14 protein-coding genes are annotated in these 17,953 nt (G+C 58.7%); 6 read left to right on the top strand and 8 right to left on the bottom strand.

From position 1 onward, the window contains the following. Positions 1–34 precede the first annotated feature (34 nt). Entirely contained in the window at positions 35–1,294 is a 1,260-nt protein-coding gene (locus C2U40_RS07845; protein WP_026080087.1) for a dicarboxylate/amino acid:cation symporter, read from the top strand. A gap of 74 nt (positions 1,295–1,368) precedes the next feature. Here C2U40_RS07845 and C2U40_RS07840 read toward each other — a convergent pair whose 3' ends face one another. Further along, the gene (locus C2U40_RS07840; protein ID WP_103829105.1) at positions 1,369–1,824 is read right to left on the bottom strand and encodes a methyltransferase family protein; all 456 of its coding nucleotides are present in this window, start codon (positions 1,822–1,824) and stop codon (positions 1,369–1,371) included. Between the two features lie 188 nt (positions 1,825–2,012). Between C2U40_RS07840 and alr the strand changes: the two genes are divergently transcribed. After that, positions 2,013–3,239, top strand: coding sequence for an alanine racemase (alr, locus tag C2U40_RS07835; RefSeq protein ID WP_029300389.1), 1,227 nt, complete (start codon positions 2,013–2,015; stop codon positions 3,237–3,239). 120 nt (positions 3,240–3,359) lie between these two features. Beyond that, positions 3,360–4,562, top strand: coding sequence for an ISL3-like element ISAeme19 family transposase (locus C2U40_RS07830; RefSeq protein ID WP_104467481.1), 1,203 nt, complete (start codon positions 3,360–3,362; stop codon positions 4,560–4,562). A gap of 58 nt (positions 4,563–4,620) precedes the next feature. Here the strand turns inward: C2U40_RS07830 and C2U40_RS07825 are convergent, their stop codons facing one another. The 7 genes from C2U40_RS07825 to C2U40_RS07795 all read right to left on the bottom strand — a co-directional run bounded on the left by C2U40_RS07825 (position 4,621) and on the right by C2U40_RS07795 (position 12,432). Continuing rightward, complete coding sequence (locus C2U40_RS07825; RefSeq protein WP_017408090.1) at positions 4,621–5,565, bottom strand: TerC family protein; 945 nt, start codon at positions 5,563–5,565, stop codon at positions 4,621–4,623. A gap of 293 nt (positions 5,566–5,858) precedes the next feature. After that, positions 5,859–6,854, bottom strand: coding sequence for a murein tripeptide/oligopeptide ABC transporter ATP binding protein OppF (oppF, locus tag C2U40_RS07820; RefSeq protein ID WP_011706426.1), 996 nt, complete (start codon positions 6,852–6,854; stop codon positions 5,859–5,861). Then, positions 6,855–7,835: an ABC transporter ATP-binding protein gene (locus C2U40_RS07815; protein ID WP_017408089.1), complete on the bottom strand. Its 981-nt coding sequence runs from the start codon at positions 7,833–7,835 to the stop codon at positions 6,855–6,857. 118 nt (positions 7,836–7,953) lie between these two features. Further along, complete coding sequence (gene oppC / locus C2U40_RS07810) at positions 7,954–8,865, bottom strand: oligopeptide ABC transporter permease OppC (protein ID WP_011706428.1); 912 nt, start codon at positions 8,863–8,865, stop codon at positions 7,954–7,956. 14 nt (positions 8,866–8,879) lie between these two features. Further along, positions 8,880–9,800 carry an oligopeptide ABC transporter permease OppB gene (gene oppB, locus C2U40_RS07805; protein ID WP_011706429.1) on the bottom strand — a complete coding sequence of 307 codons (921 nt, stop codon included), beginning with the start codon at positions 9,798–9,800 and terminating at the stop codon, positions 8,880–8,882. Positions 9,801–9,897: 97 nt separating this feature from the next. After that, entirely contained in the window at positions 9,898–11,517 is a 1,620-nt protein-coding gene (locus C2U40_RS07800) for an ABC transporter substrate-binding protein (RefSeq protein WP_011706430.1), read from the bottom strand. A gap of 279 nt (positions 11,518–11,796) precedes the next feature. Then, positions 11,797–12,432 (bottom strand): YchE family NAAT transporter, encoded by a 636-nt coding sequence (locus C2U40_RS07795; RefSeq protein WP_016351085.1) that lies wholly within the window; start codon positions 12,430–12,432, stop codon positions 11,797–11,799. A gap of 269 nt (positions 12,433–12,701) precedes the next feature. Between C2U40_RS07795 and C2U40_RS07790 the strand changes: the two genes are divergently transcribed. The 3 genes from C2U40_RS07790 (at position 12,702) to C2U40_RS07780 (ending at position 17,638) form a co-directional block, all read left to right on the top strand. After that, positions 12,702–13,334, top strand: coding sequence for a 2OG-Fe dioxygenase family protein (locus tag C2U40_RS07790; protein WP_181014892.1), 633 nt, complete (start codon positions 12,702–12,704; stop codon positions 13,332–13,334). A gap of 295 nt (positions 13,335–13,629) precedes the next feature. Further along, entirely contained in the window at positions 13,630–16,293 is a 2,664-nt protein-coding gene (gene adhE, locus C2U40_RS07785; protein WP_016351087.1) for a bifunctional acetaldehyde-CoA/alcohol dehydrogenase, read from the top strand. Positions 16,294–16,402: 109 nt separating this feature from the next. Further along, positions 16,403–17,638: an HD-GYP domain-containing protein gene (locus tag C2U40_RS07780; protein WP_103828546.1), complete on the top strand. Its 1,236-nt coding sequence runs from the start codon at positions 16,403–16,405 to the stop codon at positions 17,636–17,638. Positions 17,639–17,953 lie beyond the last annotated feature (315 nt).

The following is a 17,953-nucleotide window of genomic DNA, read 5'->3' as shown; positions in this document are numbered from 1 at the left end:
ACGCTCTGCACTTATCAAAACTGGGACCCACCCCATGAAAATGAACAAATTGACGGTTGCCATCCTCATCGCGATGCTGGTTGGTATCCTGACTGGCCAGGGCTATCGCATGTTTGCCCCTGACCAGGCCGCCGGCTTTGCCAGCGACATCACCCTGTTGACCGATATCTTCCTGCGTCTGATCAAGATGATCATCGCCCCCCTGGTGTTTACCACTCTGGTGGTCGGCATCGCCAAGATGGGCGATACCCGGACCGTGGGCCGTATCGGCGCCAAGACCCTGGGCTGGTTCATGCTGGCCTCCCTGCTGTCACTGACCCTGGGTCTGGTGATGGTCACCCTGATGCAACCGGGCGTGGGACTCTCCCTCTCCCTGCCTGACGACACCGCCAGCTCCGGTGTGGTTGCCAGCGCCATCTCCCTCAAGGATTTCGTCACCCACGCCATTCCCAAAAGCGTGATCGAGGCGATGGCCACCAACGAGATCCTGCAGATCGTGGTGTTCTCCCTGTTCTTCGGGCTGGCTGCTGCCGCGCTGGGTGATGCCGCCAAACCGGTGGTGATGCTGATGGCCAGCGCCGCCGAGATCATGCTCAAAGTGACCGGCTACGTGATGAACTTCGCCCCGTTCGCGGTGTTTGGCGCCATTGCCGCCATGGTCGCCAAGGAAGGGCTCGGCATCCTGGCCACCTATGGCACCTTCATGGCACAGTTCTACCTGGCTCTGGGTTGCCTCTGGCTGCTGCTGATCGCCATGGGCAGCCTGTTTATCCGCCGCCGCATCGTGACCCTGTTGGCGATGATCCGCGAGCCGATCCTGCTGGCCTTCTCCACCGCCAGCTCCGAAGCTGCCTACCCGAAAACCCTGGATCGTCTTGAGAAGTTCGGTTGTGACAAACGCATCGCCAGCTTCGTGCTGCCGATGGGCTACTCCTTCAACCTGGATGGCTCCATGATGTACTGCACCTTCGCGGTGATGTTCATCGCCCAGGCCTACGGCATCGAGCTCTCCATGGCCCAGCAGATCACCATGCTGCTGCTGCTGATGGTCACCTCCAAGGGGATGGCCGGCGTACCGCGCGCCTCTCTGGTGGTGATTGCCGCCACCCTCAACCAGTTCCACATCCCGGAAGCAGGCATCCTGCTGCTGCTTGGCATCGACCACTTCCTCGACATGGGTCGCTCCGCCACCAACGTGCTGGGCAACGCCATCGCCGCCAGCGTGGTCGCCAAGAGCGAAGACAGCCTAGGTGAAACCGAACCTCTGGGTGACGTGGATACCGCCAAGGCGTGATCCCCGCATCATTCACATACAAACGGCCCGCATTTGCGGGCCGTTTTTTATGCTTCATGGCGACACGGCAAGGCTCAACACCAACGCCTCACCCGCCGGCAATAATCGGCATAGGCATCGCCAAAGCGGGCCTGCAGCGCCCGCTCCTCCGGCACTATCTGCCAGCGGCTGAGCCAGCCCCACAGCAGCAGCGGACCGAGCCACACCAGCAGCCCGCCCAGATAGCAGGCCAGCGCCATCGTCCAGCAGAGCAGCCCCAGGTACATGGGATTGCGGCTGAGGCGATAGAGCCCGCCCGTTACCAGTGCACTGGCCTGCTCGGGGTGCAGCGGCGTCACCGTGGTGCCCTGGCGGCGAAAGCGCAGCACGCCCCCCAAGCCAAACACAGTGCCCAGCACCGCCAACAACAGAGCGGCCAGCCGCCAACCGGCGCCAGAATTGCTCTCTGCTACGCCCCCCCACCCCAGCATGGCCGCCACGATCAGGCCAAACAGCAGCAGCGGTGGCACCCGACACTCAAGACTCATCATCTATTGACTCCTGGAGGGTGCCACGATCGGCACCTTGCGTTACACTTCCCGACGGGAATAGCGCCCTGGAAAATTGTCAAAGTTCATAACAATAACAATGCCTTGGCTACACTTTATCCCATCTGCGTGAAAACGGCCCCTAGCGACCGTCATGCACCTCAACCCAAACAATAAAAAGGAACCACCCCATGCACAAGAAGACACTGCTGGCCACGCTGATCCTGGGCCTGCTGGCCGGTCAGGCCGTCGCGGCCCCTTACCTGCCGCTGGCCAGCGATCATCGCAACGGCGAAGTGCAGACCGCCAGCAATGCCTGGCTGGAAGTCGATCTCGGCGCCTTCGAGCACAACATCCAGACCCTCAAGGATCGCCTCGGTGACAAAGGGCCGAAGATCTGCGCCATCATGAAGGCCGACGCCTACGGCCACGGCATCGACCTGCTGGTCCCCTCTGTGGTCAAGGCCGGCATCCCCTGCATCGGCATCGCCAGCAACGAAGAGGCCCGCGTGGCCCGCGAGAAGGGCTTCACCGGCCGCCTGATGCGGGTGCGTGCCGCCACCCCGGCCGAAGTGGAACAGGCCCTGCCCTACAAGATGGAAGAACTCATCGGCAGCCTGGTGAGTGCCCAGGGCATCGCCGACATCGCCCAGCGCCACCACACCAATATCCCGGTACACATCGCGCTCAACTCCGCCGGCATGAGCCGCAACGGCATCGATCTGCGGCTGGCTGACTCCAAGGAAGACGCGCTGGCCATGCTCAAGCTCAAGGGGATCACCCCGGTCGGCATCATGACCCACTTCCCGGTGGAGGAGAAAGAGGACGTCAAGATGGGACTGGCCCAGTTCAAGCTGGACTCCCAGTGGCTGCTGGAAGCGGGCAAGCTGGATCGCAGCAAGATCACCATCCACGCCGCCAACTCCTTCGCCACTCTGGAAGTGCCGGACGCCTACTTCGACATGGTGCGCCCGGGCGGCCTGCTGTACGGTGACTCCATCCCCTCCTACACCGAGTACAAGCGGGTGATGGCGTTCAAGACCCAGGTTGCCTCCGTCAACCACTACCCGGCCGGCAACACCGTCGGTTATGACCGCACCTTCACCCTCAAGCGCGACTCCTGGCTCGCCAACCTGCCGCTGGGCTACTCCGACGGCTATCGTCGGGCGCTGAGCAACAAGGCCTATGTGCTGATCCAGGGCCAGAAGGTGCCGGTGGTGGGCAAGACCTCCATGAACACCATCATGGTGGACGTGACCGATCTCAAGGGAGTCAAACCCGGTGACGAGGTGGTGCTGTTCGGCCGCCAGGGTGAAACCGAGGTGAAACAGGCGGATCTCGAGGAGTACAACGGCGCCCTGCTGGCGGACATGTACACCATCTGGGGCTACACCAACCCCAAGAAGATCAAGCGCTAAGCCAGTCTTTGCCATAAAAAAGGGTTCTTCGCGGGATCTTGGGGAAGTGGAAGTTGACAGACAGGGTGCTGGTAAACTGGCTGTCTCCAAACACACCACCACCATCACCCTGCTGTCGCCGTGCATCATATTGATATTGCCTCCTTCTGGCCAGGTTATACCGTCATCGCCCAAGCGCTTTCTGCCAACCATCACACCCTGTTTACCCTTGAGCCTCGCGCCGACTTCTTGCCCCGTTGTCGCCGATGCCTGCAACCCACGCCATTGATCCACGACCAACGTATCCGCCGGGTGCGTGAGCGAGACCTATTTGACCGACAAGTCTGGTTACAACTGCCTGTTCGCCGCGTCGACTGTCTGCGCTGTGGTCGCGTCAGTGAACATATCGACTGGCTCCCCTCTGGCTCCCGCCTCACCCGGCGCATGCAGTGCTGGATTGAAGCGCTCGTTCAGTACCTCCCCATCCGCCATGTCAGCCAGCTCACCGGGGTCGGTTGGCACACCATCAAGGAGATCGACAAGCGCCGTTTGCAGACCAGTGTGGGCACCATCGAACTTGGGGAGGTGCGGCGGCTGGTGATGGATGAGTTTGCCCTGCACAAGGGACACCGCTATGCCACCGTGATCATGGATGCCGAGCGAACCCGCGTCCTGTGGGTGGGGCACGGCAACAGCCGGGCCGCTATCCGTCCCTTCTTCGAGCAGCTCGGCGAGCGATGCCAGCAGATTGAAGCGGTGGCGATGGACATGAACACGGCGTTCGACCTGGAGGTGAAGCAACACTGCCCGCAGGCGGAGGTGGTCTACGACCTGTTCCACGTGGTGGCTCGCTATGGCCGAGAGGTGGTGGACCAGGTGCGAGTGGAGCAGGCGAATGCACTGAAAAGCGATAAACCGGCGCGAAAAGTGGTCAAAAGTGCGCGTTGGTTGCTGCTACGTAATCGGGCGAAGTTGAGTGAAAAACAGGATGTGAAGTTGCAGGAGCTGTTGGCGGCGAATCAACCGCTGGCGATGGTGTACGTGCTGAAAGAGGGGTTGAAGGGCATCTGGTATGCGCCGAGCGTGTGGGAAGGATGGCGACGATGGCGGAGCTGGATGCGGCAGGTGAAGGAAAGCGGGCTAGCGCCGCTGCAACGATTTGGTCGAAATTTATCGAAATATATGCGGGGGATCCTGGCGAGTGCAAACTACCCGATGCACACGAGTGTGCTGGAAGGGGTGAACAACAAGATCAAAGTGATAAAGCGTATGGCATATGGATTTAGGGACTCAGAATACTTTTTTCTGAAAATCAAGGCGGCCTTCCCCGGAAAGCCGCGATGAACCTAAAAAAGGGCTCCCGCGGGAGCCCTTTTTGTTAATGCTTTATAGTCTGCCGCGTTCAAGCGGCTTTTTTGCGGGTCACCCAGAGGCTCAACCCCATGGAGGCCAGCAGGATCAGCGCAACCACGCCCAATGCAATGCCGGTGGGGATCTTGAAGATATCCAGCAGCAGCATCTTGACCCCGATGAACATCAGGATCAGCGCCAGGCCGTACTTGAGCAGAGCGAAACGCTCGGCTACGCCCGCCAGCAGGAAGTACATGGCACGCAGACCCATGATGGCGAAGATGTTGGAGGTCAGCACGATGAAGGGATCCGTGGTCACCGCGAAGATGGCCGGGATGCTGTCCACCGCAAAGATGAGATCGCTCACCTCCACCAGCACCAGAATGAGCAGCAGCGGCGTGGCGTAACGCACGCCATCGCGCCAGACGAAGAAGTTCTCCCCCTCCAGCGTCTCCGTCACCTTGAAGCGACGGCGCATCCAGCCAAGCAGCGGGTTGTTGGCCAGATCCGGCTCCTTGTCGGCAGCCCACAGCATCTTGACCCCGGTCAGCAGCAGGAAGGCGCCAAACAGGTAGAGGATCCAGTGGAACTGCTCGATAAGCCAGCTACCCGCAAACACCATACCGGCCCGCATCACGATGGCACCCAGTACCCCGTACAGCAGCACCCGGCGCTGCAGCTCGGCCGGAATGGCAAAGTAGCCGAACAGCATCAGCCAGACAAAGACGTTGTCCACCGCCAGCGCCTTCTCGATGAGGTAGCCGGTGAGGAACTCCAGCCCCTTCTGGTTAGCAATTTCACGGCCTGCGCTGTGATCCAGCCAGAGCCAGATGGCCAGATTGAAGAGCAGCGCCACGCTGACCCAGATAAGGGACCAGATCCCTGCCTCTTTGAGCGACACCTTGTGGGATTTGCCACCACCGACAAACCGTATGTCTATCCATAACAGGACCAGCACTATGCTGAAGAAACCGGTCCACATCCACCATTCACCCATATTCACTTCTCCCAAAAACGACAAAACCCACGACCGAGAGGCGTGGGTTTGCGTTTGGAGCAGATACACCTTGCCTCTCGGCAAGGTCTCACTTACAGCCGACTTGCGTCAACTGCCCGGCTGCCGGGTGCACTGCAGGATATGGGTGCACCGTAATGACGACAAACCGGCGAGAAGTTACTCCCCTTGTTGCGCGGATAGTAACAGCGGAAAAAGATAACGCCAAGAGGCATCTTCATGCCGGCAGCAAAAAACAGGGCGCCACCCGGGCGCCCTGTTCTGCCTGCTCACCCTCAGAGCGGATCCGCCTTGAGGCAGGAGACCGCATGGTCGAAGTTGCCCTCGAGCTGAGGCCGGGTCTTGGCACACTCAGGGCCGGCCACCGGGCAGCGGGTGCGGAACACGCAGCCTGAGGGCGGGTTCATCGGCGATGGCAAATCCCCCTCCAGGATCTGGATGGTCTTGCTGCGCTCCAGATCCGGATCCGGAATGGGCACGGCCGACATCAGCGCCTTGGTATAGGGGTGCAAGGGGTTGGCGAAGATCTCCTTGCGGGTCCCCAGCTCCACCGCATTGCCCAGATACATCACCAGCACCCGATCCGAGATGTGCTTGACCACCGACAGGTCGTGGGCGATGAAGATGAGCGACAGCCCCATCTCCTTCTGGATAGCCTTGAGCAGGTTGACCACCTGCGCCTGGATGGAAACGTCCAGCGCCGACACCGGCTCGTCACAGATGATCATCTTGGGCTCTAGGATCAGCGCCCGGGCGATGCCGATGCGCTGGCACTGACCGCCGGAGAACTCATGGGGGTAGCGGTTGACCAGGTTGGGCAAGAGCCCCACCTTGCTCATCATGGCCCGCACCTTCTCCTTCACCTGATCTCGGGAGAGGTCGGGATAGAAGGTGATGAGCGGCTCGGCGATGATGTCGCCGATGGTCATGCGCGGGTTGAGGGAGGCCAGCGGATCCTGGAAGATCATCTGGATCTCTTTGCGCTTCTCGCGCAGCGCCTTCTGGTCGAGCTTGGTCAGATCGTTGCCCAGCCACACCACCTTGCCGTCGGTGGCCGGCACCAGGCCGATCAGCGCCCGGGCAAAGGTGGATTTGCCACAGCCCGACTCGCCCACCACGCCGAGGGTCTCCCCTTCGTACAGGCGCAGGGTCACCCCGTCCACCGCCTTCAGGGCGGAGGGTTTGGCCCAGGGCCAGGCCTTGTCACTCTTGATGCTGAAGTGGACCTTGAGGTCAGACACTTCCAGCAGCAGTTTCTTGTCAGTCCCCATTTAGTTCACTCCCTTGATCATGGCATCCGATACCCAGTGGCAGGCCCGCTCCCGGCCGTCGTTGAACGGCGTCAGGATCGGTGACTGCTTGCCGCAAATCTCGCTCACTCGGTGGCAGCGCTCCTGGAAGGGGCAGCCGGTGGGCAGACGCAGCAGGTTGGGCGGGTTGCCCGGGATGGTGGGCAGCTCTTCCCCTTCGGTGTCGAGGCGGGGAATGGCGCGCAACAAGCCTTCGGTATAGGGGTGGCTCGGGCGATAGAAGATATCGTTGACCTTGCCGTACTCCATGGTACGGCCGGCATACATCACCAGCACCTTGTCGCAGATCCCCGCCACCACGCCCAGATCGTGGGTGATCATGATGATGGCGGTGTTGAACTCGCGCTTGAGCTCGTTCATCAGGGTCATGATCTGGGCCTGTACGGTCACGTCCAGCGCGGTGGTCGGCTCGTCTGCGATGAGCAGCTGCGGCCGGCACAACAGCGCCATGGCGATCATCACCCGCTGGCGCATGCCACCGGAAAATTCGTGAGGGTACATCCCCATCCGCTTGCGCGCTTCCGGGATCTTGACCGCATCCAGCATGCGCACCGACTCTTCGAACGCTTCAGCCTTGCTGACGCCCTTGTGCAGCATCAGCACTTCCATCAGCTGATCCTTCACCTTCATGTAGGGGTTGAGCGAGGTCATGGGGTCCTGGAAGATCATGGCGATCTTCTCGGAGCGGATCTTGTTGAGCTTGTGCTCGGGCAGATTCAGGATCTCGTCGCCCTGAAATTTGGCCGAGCCGGTGATGACGCCGTTCTTGGCCAGCAGCCCCATGATGGCGAACGCGGTCTGGGACTTGCCCGAACCGGACTCACCGACGATCCCCAGGGTCTCGCCCGCAGCGAGGGAGAAGTTGAGATCGTTGACCGCCACCACATTGCCGTCCGGGGTCTTGAACTCGACCCGCAGATCTTTTACATCCAGTAATTTCATAAAAACTCCTTATCGATCTTTCGTGACGTTTTCCTGTCGATCCGATGCGCTATCCGCCCGATTGAGCCGCACTCTGCGGCCCCTCGGCGCGTTGTTTCAGCGCTTCTTCGCCGCTTTCTCAGCGATCCTTCGGATCGAGGGCGTCACGCAGACCATCCCCGAGGAAGTTGAAGCAAAACAGGGTCACCACCATGAAACCGGCGGGGAACAGGAGTTGCCAGATGGCCACTTCCATCGATTTGGAGCCTTCATCCAGCAGAGCGCCCCAGCTGGTCATGGGCTCTTGTACGCCCAGCCCCAGGAAGCTCAGGAAGGATTCGAACATGATCATGCCCGGCACCAGCAGGGTGGCGTAGACCGCCACGATACCCAGCACGTTCGGCACGATGTGACGGGTGATGATCTTCCACTTGGAGACACCGCAGACGTGAGCCGCCTCGATGAACTCCTTGCTCTTGAGGCTCAGGGTCTGGCCTCGCACGATCCGCGCCATGTCGAGCCAGCTCACCGCGCCGATGGCGATGAAGATGAGCGCCAGGTTGCGGCCGAAGAAGGTCACCAGCATGATCACGAAGAACATGAAGGGGAAGGCGTTGAGGATCTCAAGGACCCGCATCATCAGGCTGTCGACCCGACCGCCGATGAAACCGGAGGCCGCGCCGTAGAGGGTGCCGATGATGACGGCCACCATGGCCCCCATGATGCCGACCATCAGCGAGATGCGCCCGCCGAGCAGTGTGCGCACGAACAGATCGCGCCCCAGGCTGTCGGTGCCGAACCAGTGGCCGGTTTCCATGTCCGGGGCTGCCTGCATGGCGCCCCAGTCAGGATCGTCGAAGGTGTATTGGGACAGATGCGGTCCCACGATCACCGCCAGACCGATGATGGTCAGGATGATGAGGCTGGTGAGCGCGGCCTTGTTGCGCAGGAAACGGCGACGGGCATCCTTCCACAGGGAGCGTCCTTCCACCACTTCCACTTGCTGGGCGAACGCCTCGACGGCTTCGCGTTTTTCAGTTGTGACAACCATGATGTACTCCCGACTTAGTAACGGATCTTGGGATCGATAAAGGCATAGAGAATATCGACCACGGCGTTAAAGGTGATGGTGAGGGCACCGACCAGAATGGTCAGACCGAGCACCATGGAGTAATCACGGTTGAGGGCACCGTTGACGAACAGCTGGCCAATCCCCGGCAGGCCGAAGATGGTCTCGATCACCACGGAACCCGTGATGATGCCGACGAATGCCGGCCCCAGATAGGAGACCACCGGCAGCATGGCCGGACGCAGCGCGTGCTTGAGGATGATGTGACGCAGCGGCAAGCCCTTGGCGCGGGCGGTACGGATGAAGTTGGAGTTCATGGTCTCGATCATGCTGCCCCGCATGATCCGCGAGATGGCGGAGATGTAGTACATCATCATGCCGAACACCGGCAGCACCATGAATTGCACCCCGCCGCCCTGCCAGCCACCGGCCGGGAACCAGCCGAGATGAATACTGAACAGCAACACCAGCAAGGGCGCCAACACAAAGCCCGGGATCACCACCCCGGCCATGGCCGACGACATCAACAGGTAGTCGATGACGGTATTCTGTTTCAAGGCGGCAATGGTGCCGAAGGTGACCCCCAGTGTCACCGCAAACAGAAAGGCAAAGGAGCCAATCTTGGCTGATACCGGCAGCGCCTGGCTCACCAGATCGTTGACGGTGAAGTCCTTGTATTTGAAGGAGGGACCGAGGTCGCCCTGCACAAGGTTGCCCAAATAGGTGAGGTATTGCACGCCGATGGGCTTGTCGAGGCCATATTTGGCTTCGATGTTGGCCAGAACTTCCGGCGGCAGGGAGCGTTCGCTGGTGAAGGGGTTGCCCGGCGCGAAACGCATCATGAAGAAGGAGACGGTGATCAAGACCAGCAGAGTCGGGATCGCTTCCAGTAGACGTTTAAAAATGAATTTCAACATAGACAATTCCTGTCCTGTACTGCTTCCAAAGGGTCGCGGTTGTAATAAAGGCCCGCCATCCGGCGGGCCTGCTTTGTTATGCGACGTGTTACTTTACTCAGTGAGCAATGATGTACATGTCTTTGCTGTAGAGGTTGTCCAGCGGGTTGGCCGGGTAGCCGCCCACGTAGGACTTGACCATACGGGAGGTCACGTACTGATAGATGGGAGCGATCGGCATGTCCTTGGCCAGGATCTCTTCAGCCTGCACATAGAGCTTGTTGCGGGCATCGGCATCCACCTGATTGCGCGACTCGTTCATCAGCTTGTCAAACGCCGGGTTGGAGTATTTGCCGTCGTTGTTGCCGTGGGTGGTCTGCATCAGATCCAGCATGGAAGAGGCTTCGTTGTAGTCGGCGATCCAGCCGGCACGACCCACATCAAACTGACCCTGCTTCTTGGTTTCCAGGTAGGTTTTCCATTCCTGGTTGACCAGGCTCACCTGCACGCCCAGCTTCTTCCACATGGAAGCCACGGCAACCGCCACCTTCTTGTGGTTGTCGTCGGTGTTGTAGAGCAGCTCGAACTTGAGCGGTTTGCCCGGGCCGAAACCGGCTTCGGTCAGCAGCTCTTTCGCCTTGGCATCACGCTCTGCCTGGGTCAGCTTGGACCAGGCCGGCGCCACCGGCTTGAAGCCGTCCACGAAATCAGGCACCAGGGTGTAGCCCGGAGTCTCGCCCTTGCCCATCACCTTGTCGGCGATCACGTTGCGGTCGATGGCATAAGAGAGGGCGGTACGCACCCGCACGTCATCAAACGGCTTGTGCTTGAAGTTGTACTGGTAGTAGTAGGTACCGACATAGCCGCTCACCTTCACCTCGTTCGGCAGCTCTTTCTTCATCTGCTTGAAGCGCTCGATGGGCATGTTGTAGGTGAGATCCACTTCGCCGGCCAGATAGCGGTTCAGCTCGGCGTTGGTGGACTGGATCGGCAGATAGGTCACCTTGTTGATGACGGTTTTGGCGTTGTTCCAGTAGTTCGGGTTGCGCTCGACGTCGACGCGCTCGTTGACCACCCAATCCTTCAGCACATAGGCACCGTTGGATACCATGTTGCCGGGCTGGGTCCACTTGTCACCGAACTTCTCGATCACCTTCTTCGGCACCGGGTAGGTGGTGGTGTGGGAGAGCATGCTGACGAAGTAAGGCACCGCCTTCTCCAGCTGCACCTCGAAGGTGTAGTCGTCCACCGCCTTCACACCCAGGGTGTCGGCCGCTTTCTTGCCGGCGATGATCTCGCTGGCATTGACGATGGTCGGGATCTCCAGATACCAGGAGTAGGGAGACGCCGTCTTGGGATCCACGGCCCGCTTGAAGGCGAACTCGAAATCATGGGCTGTCACGGGATCCCCGTTGGACCACTTGGCATCTTTGCGCAGGTGGAACACGAAGTGTTTGTTGTCCTTGGTTTCCCAGGACTCGGCCATGGCGGGAAGCACTTCCCCTTTGGGGCCGGAGGCAACGAGACCTTCGAACAGGTCACGCAGAATATTGGATTCAACCGTTCCTTCGGTTTTGTGCGGGTCGAGAGTGGCAGGCTCGGAGCCATTGCCTTTTACCAGCTGCTGAACGTCAGCCAGTTTGGTACCTGCGGGAACATCGGCGGCTTGTGCCGCGTTGACACCGCCGAACAGTGCTGCCACCAAGAGGGTATTAATCATTGTTTTTTTATGAGTCATTTCCATACTCCACAAGAACATTCCATGCAATTTTCCATCAACGGGACAAGTACCCCGCTGCCAGCATAATTCCCTGACATTTCTGATAATGCAATAGATATTGTCAGGCAGGACTGGGCTTCATGGTCAAAAAAGCAGCTTTTAACCAATTATTCAGAATTTAAATATCGCGTGATGGACGTTTTTTATACAAACCCGCTCGATTCTAGGAAATGACCAACAAAAAAGAAACAATAAAAAGCCGGTCACGAGGACCGGCTCCAACGAAACAGACCTGAATCACATCAATCCGGGGAAGACCCCCTTGATCCCCGCCACCATGATCTCGATGCCAAGCGACATCATGATGAGACCCATGATCCGGGTGACCACGTTGATGCCGGTGTTGCCCATCACCTTGAACAGCAGGGGGGCGGCGCGGAAGATGAGCCAGGAGCAGAAGGCAAACACCATCACCACCACCGACATCCCCAGCATCTGGGACCAGGTGCTCTGGCTGGCATAGACAATAGAGGAAGAGATGGCGCCGGGGCCGGCCATCAACGGCAGCGCCAGCGGCACCACAGCGACAGATTCCCGCGCGGCGAGCTCCCCTTTCTCCTGCTTGTTGTGCTTCACCTCCCCCAGCTTGCCCTGCAGCATGGACCAGGCAATCAGGGTGATGAGCGAGCCGCCGGCAATGCGAAACGACGCCAGCGAGATGCCGAAACCATCGAGGATCAGCTGCCCCATGTACATGGAGACCAGCAGGATGATCATCACCGCAATGTTGGCGGTGGTATTGGTCTTCATCCGCTCTTCCGGCGTTTGATGGCTGGTCAGGCTGACAAACACCGGCAACAGGCCGAGCGGGTTGATGATCGCAAACAAACCGATGAAAAACTTCAGATATAAAGAGACGTCAATTGCTGCCATAGGCGCCATCCAGAAGTAGAACGAGGCCCTGCGGGCCACCCCGATAAACCGTGCGTAAATTTACACCATGGCCGAAACCTTCACCAATCAAATAATCTCACCCTTTCCGTGGCTTTTCAGTTAGTTCCTCTAATGTAACGACGAAATTCAACATATCGAGTTGTTAATAAAGATTGTCGCCATTTAACACTCTGATAAAATCACTTCGAGTTTTATGCGGCCACGGAGTTTTGGCGCAACATTTCATCTTCGTAAAAAAGGATTTTGTAATGATTGATACGGACATCAAGTTGCAATGGCATCTGGATTCACTGCCCGCAGGCAGTGTCGCCCCCCTGCAGGGCTTCTTCGAGCGGCTGCCGGTTGATCCCTATATCCAGGGCCGCTTTCGCGAACGCCGTTACGGCCGGGTTGAAAAAGAGGGCAGCCGCTTTTACCCCCTCGACAACGGCGTTTTCTTTCAGGCGGCCGCCATCAACAAGTTTCTGGGGGACGTGCCCAGAACCTATGCCGAGCTGGATCCCGCCTTCGTCGCCCACCCCACCTTTCAGCTGATGCTGACCCGCTTTGCCCGCCATACCCGGCTGGCGGATGGCCAGGCCATCGGCATTCACCAGATGCGCATCGTCACCGGCGAAGGTGAAAGCGTGCCACCCGCCCCGGAAGGCGTGCATCAGGACGGCTTTGATTTCATCGGGGTGTTCTTTTGTGGCAGTGACGGGGTCAGCGGCGGTGTCTTGCAGCTCTATCATGGATTAAAAGAACAACCATTTTTTCAACAACAATTAAACGCTGGCGAGTATCTGATCCTGGATGATCACCGTTTCTATCACAATGCCGCCCCCATACTGCCCCAGGGTCCGCACCGGGGACACTGGGACGTAATCGTGCTAACTGCTTGAAAAATGGTGCGTGAGCCCCTGTTCACGCCCCATTCATCCCGCTTCTGGCCCACTCAACAACTGCGCAACATCTAGCAAACATGTATTGTGAAACAAAATTTCTTTTGTTCTTTTGTTACACATGATCCAGATCAAGTTTTTCTGAGTCAGCCCCGCTCTATAATCGACTCAGAAAGCGATTTAGTAAGGCATGTAAATACCCCGTTGTGGTGATTCTGTTCTTGACAGGGCATCTATAATTGCCGGGCATTGCCAACGTCTTACTAAACAGTTTTCAAATCATCAGGAGATAAACATGGCAGTAACCAATATGGCTGAACTGGATGCACTGGTCGCCCGCGTCAAAGAAGCACAGCGTGAATTCGCCAGCTTCTCGCAAGAGCAGGTAGACAAGATCTTCCGTGCCGCCGCCCTGGCCGCCAGCAATGCCCGTATCCCCCTGGCCCAGATGGCCGTGGAAGAATCCGGTATGGGTATCATCGAAGACAAGGTTATCAAGAACCACTTCGCCTCCGAATACATCTACAACAAGTACAAAGAAGAGAAGACCTGCGGCATCCTCAGTGAAGATGACGAGATGGGTACCATCACCATCGCCGAGCCGGTAGGTATCATCTGCGGTATCGTACCAACCACCAACCCGACCTCCACTGCGATCTTCAAATCACTGATCTCCCTGAAGACCCGCAACGCCATCATCTTCTCCCCGCACCCCCGTGCCAAGAACTCCACCAATACCGCTGCCAAGCTGGTACTGGATGCAGCCATTGCCGCCGGTGCACCGAAAGACATCATCGGCTGGATCGATCAACCGACCGTTGAACTCTCCAACGCCCTGATGAAGCACAACGACATCAACCTGATCCTGGCCACCGGTGGCCCGGGCATGGTGAAAGCCGCTTACTCCTCTGGCAAGCCTGCCATCGGTGTAGGTGCCGGTAACGTCCCCGTTGTCATCGACGAAACTGCCGATGTGAAGCGCGCTGTCGCCTCCATTCTGATGTCCAAAACCTTCGACAACGGCGTGGTCTGTGCCTCCGAGCAAGCCGTCATCGTGGTTGACTCCATCTATGACCAGGTGAAAGAGCGTTTCGCGACTCACAACGGTTATGTGCTGACCAAAGAAGAAGCTGACAAGGTCCGCAAGGTCATCCTGATCAACGGCGCCATGAACGCCAACATCGTGGGCCAGCCGGCCACCAAGATCGCCGAAATGTCCGGCGTGACCGTGCCCCCCACCACCAAGATCCTCATCGGTGAAGGTCTGGAAGTGTGTGAAGAGGAAGAGTTCGCTCACGAGAAGCTCTCCCCGACCCTGGGTATGTTCCGTGCCAAGAACTTTGAAGAAGCCGTCGAAATGGCCTGCACCATGGTCAACCTGGGTGGTATCGGCCACACCTCCGGCCTGTACACCGACCAGGATCGCAACGCCGACCGCATCAAGTACTTCGGCGACAAGATGAAGACCGCCCGTATCCTGATCAACACCCCGACCACCCAGGGTGGTATCGGTGACCTGTACAACTTTGCCATCGCACCGTCCTTGACGCTGGGTTGCGGTTCCTGGGGTGGTAACTCCATCTCCGAAAACGTGGGTCCCAAGCACCTGATCAACAAGAAGACAGTCGCAAAACGGGCAGAAAATATGCTGTGGCACAAACTTCCGAAATCCATCTACTTCCGTCGTGGTTCCCTGCCGATCGCCCTGGGCGACCTGGAAGGTAAAAAGCGCGCACTGGTCGTGACCGACCGCTTCCTGTTCAACAACGGCTACGCCGACGAAGTGGTTCGTCTGCTCAAGGGCCTGAAGATGGAAGTGGAAGTGTTCTACGAAGTAGAAGCCGACCCGACTCTGTCTGTGGTTCGCAAAGGCGCCGAGATGGCCCACTCCTTCAAGCCGGACGTAATCGTCGCGCTGGGCGGTGGTTCACCGATGGATGCGGCCAAGATCATGTGGGTAATGTACGAGCACCCGGAAACCGCGTTCGAAGACCTGGCCATGCGCTTCATGGACATCCGCAAGCGTATCTACAAGTTCCCGAAAATGGGCGTGAAGGCCGAACTGGTCTGTATCACCACCACTTCCGGTACCGGTTCTGAAGTGACCCCGTTTGCGGTCGTGACCGACGACGCCACCGGCATGAAATACCCGCTGGCCGACTACGAGCTGACCCCGAACATGGCCATCGTCGACGCCAACCTGGTCATGGGCATGCCCAAATCCCTGTGTGCCTTCGGTGGTATCGATGCCGTGACTCACGCCATGGAAGCCTACGTTTCCGTACTGGCCAACGAGTACTCCGACGGTCAGGCGCTGCAAGCCCTGAAACTGCTCAAAGAGTACCTGCCGTCCAGCTACCAGAACGGTGCCAACGACCCGGTTGCTCGCGAGAAAGTGCACAACGCTGCCACCATCGCCGGTATCGCGTTCGCCAACGCCTTCCTGGGTGTGTGCCACTCCATGGCTCACAAACTGGGTGCTGAGTTCCACATTCCGCACGGTCTGGCCAACGCCCTGCTGATCAGCAACGTGATCCGCTACAACGCCAACGACAACCCGACCAAGCAGACTGCGTTCTCCCAGTACGACCGCCCGCAGGCTCGCCGTCGCTACGCCGAAGTGGCCGACCACCTGGGTCTGACTGCCGCCGGTGACCGTACCGCAGCCAAGATCGAGAAGCTGCTGGTATGGCTGGACGAGCTGAAAGCCACTCTGGGTATCCCGGCCTCCATCCGTGAAGCCGGCGTGTCTGAAGCTGACTTCCTGGCCAAAGTTGACCAGCTGGCCGTGGAAGCCTTCGATGACCAGTGCACCGGCGCCAACCCGCGCTACCCGCTGATCAGCGAGCTGAAAGCCATCCTGCTGGACACCTACTACGGCCGTCCCTTCACCGAAGACGCTCAGGTAGCGGCCAAGGTTGAAGCCAAGGTTGAAGGCAAGAAGAAGTCCAAAGCCTGATAAGCTGAACCGACTCGAGAGCCCGCGCACATGCGCGGGCTTTTTTGTTTGTCTATCTGCTTAATTTTGCTAGCTTGTTCATAGGCATTCATGAAATGCGAGCTAGCGTATGGCGCTGATACAAGCCTCCATCGAGCAGTTGCGGGTAGGCCACTACATCCATCTCCCCACGGGATGGACCAACCACCCTTTTATGTTCAATGCATTCAAGATCAAGGATCAGCAGCAACTCGACATCATTCGCCATCTCGATCTCAGCCTGCTGATGGTGGATCCCGACAAGAGCGACCTGCCTATCGAACCCATCTTGCGCGGTGATATTCCTTCCGCCGGGCCTGACCTCTCGATCATCGAAGAGCTGGTGGAGAGCGGCCCTGCCCCGTTTGATGAGAAAGCCTTTCGCCGCTCCCTGCGCGCCGCCGACAAGGCCTTCGGCCAATCCATGTCCGAACTGCGCGATGCACTGGGGGCTCTCAATCTCAAGCCGGACGAAGGGCTCGCCAACACGGCGCAGATAGTGCGCAACGCCGCCGCCCGCATCAGTGCCCACGAAGGCCCGCTCGGCCTGCACCTCATTCGCAGCCCGCACACCGACATCCTGCTGCAGCACAGCCTGAACGTGGCTTTCATCGCCATGCTGATGGCCCGCGAGCTCGGCATGAGCCCCATTGAAATCGAAGAAACCGGGCTGGCCGGCCTGGTGCACGACATCGGCGAGCTGAAGATCCCGACCCAGATCACCCAGAAACGTGGGGAGCTCAACAAGTCAGAGCAAAACTTCCTCAACATGCACCCCCAGTACGGTCTGGAGATGCTGACCCAGTTGCAGGCCTTCGAGCCCAAGATCCGCCAGGTGGCCCATCTGCATCATGAGCGCCTCGACGGCAGCGGCTTTCCGCTCGGCATCAAGGGGGGCGAGATCCCGCCGCTGGCGCGGATCATCGGGCTGGTGGATTACTATGACGAGCTGCTGCACCCGCGCAACAGCGCCACGCCCGCGGCGCCGAGCCAGGCCATCAGCCAGCTCTACAAGCTGTCGCAGAAGAAATTCGACCAGGATCTGGTCAAGCTGCTGATCAAGGTGCTGGGGGTCTATCCGCCCGGTTCGCTGGTGATGCTCTCCGACGACTCGGTGGCGCTGGTGCTCTCCACCGAGCCCACCATGCCGCTCAAGCCCAAGGTGCTGCCCTACATCAAGGCGCAGCGGCCGGAAGGGGTGGCGATGATCGACCTGCGGGAAGATGAGCGCACCATCAAATCATTTATCAAGCAGGAAGAGCTGGATGAGGGGCAACGGCTGTTTTTCAACCTGACCCGACGCTTCTGTTACTATTTTGCCTTCTGAGTTATCCCCAGAAGCTGGGGATAACTCATTGGACAAACCTGAATAATCACTCGATTGCCCGCAAAATTGTTCGCCATCCACCATGGATAAAAAACGCCCAGCCAAGGGGCCGGGCGGAGCATGCCACCTCCGTGTGGCGTATCCAGCGGATACATTCATGCTCCATCCAGCAATATCAACCCTTGGGCGATTACACAAATATCAATTTAACATGCTGATTTAATATGGTTTTATTTCACGTTTCTGGCACACTGCGGCCGCAATCCCGCCCTGGCGCCCCGCAGAACAAGATCCTGATCACATTTATTCAAGGTT

The organism is Aeromonas sp. ASNIH4 (assembly GCF_002934425.1).
Lineage (GTDB): Bacteria > Pseudomonadota > Gammaproteobacteria > Enterobacterales > Aeromonadaceae > Aeromonas > Aeromonas hydrophila.
The sequence above is the reverse complement of the archived record's forward strand: the minus strand, read 5'-3'. Positions and strand labels throughout refer to the sequence as shown.

What these genes read in the sequence shown, in the direction of transcription:
- adhE (WP_016351087.1), top strand. Translation starts at nt 13,630, where the DNA reads ATGGCAGTAACCAATATGGCTGAACTGGATGCACTGGTCGCCCGCGTC.
- C2U40_RS07840 (WP_103829105.1), bottom strand. Translation starts at nt 1,824, where the DNA reads ATGATGAGTCTTGAGTGTCGGGTGCCACCGCTGCTGCTGTTTGGCCTG.
- oppC (WP_011706428.1), bottom strand. Translation starts at nt 8,865, where the DNA reads ATGGTTGTCACAACTGAAAAACGCGAAGCCGTCGAGGCGTTCGCCCAG.
- C2U40_RS07800 (WP_011706430.1), bottom strand. Translation starts at nt 11,517, where the DNA reads ATGACTCATAAAAAAACAATGATTAATACCCTCTTGGTGGCAGCACTG.
- oppB (WP_011706429.1), bottom strand. Translation starts at nt 9,800, where the DNA reads ATGTTGAAATTCATTTTTAAACGTCTACTGGAAGCGATCCCGACTCTG.
- C2U40_RS07795 (WP_016351085.1), bottom strand. Translation starts at nt 12,432, where the DNA reads ATGGCAGCAATTGACGTCTCTTTATATCTGAAGTTTTTCATCGGTTTG.
- oppF (WP_011706426.1), bottom strand. Translation starts at nt 6,854, where the DNA reads ATGGGGACTGACAAGAAACTGCTGCTGGAAGTGTCTGACCTCAAGGTC.
- C2U40_RS07845 (WP_026080087.1), top strand. Translation starts at nt 35, where the DNA reads ATGAAAATGAACAAATTGACGGTTGCCATCCTCATCGCGATGCTGGTT.
- C2U40_RS07790 (WP_181014892.1), top strand. Translation starts at nt 12,702, where the DNA reads ATGATTGATACGGACATCAAGTTGCAATGGCATCTGGATTCACTGCCC.
- C2U40_RS07780 (WP_103828546.1), top strand. Translation starts at nt 16,403, where the DNA reads ATGGCGCTGATACAAGCCTCCATCGAGCAGTTGCGGGTAGGCCACTAC.
- alr (WP_029300389.1), top strand. Translation starts at nt 2,013, where the DNA reads ATGCACAAGAAGACACTGCTGGCCACGCTGATCCTGGGCCTGCTGGCC.
- C2U40_RS07815 (WP_017408089.1), bottom strand. Translation starts at nt 7,835, where the DNA reads ATGAAATTACTGGATGTAAAAGATCTGCGGGTCGAGTTCAAGACCCCG.
- C2U40_RS07825 (WP_017408090.1), bottom strand. Translation starts at nt 5,565, where the DNA reads ATGGGTGAATGGTGGATGTGGACCGGTTTCTTCAGCATAGTGCTGGTC.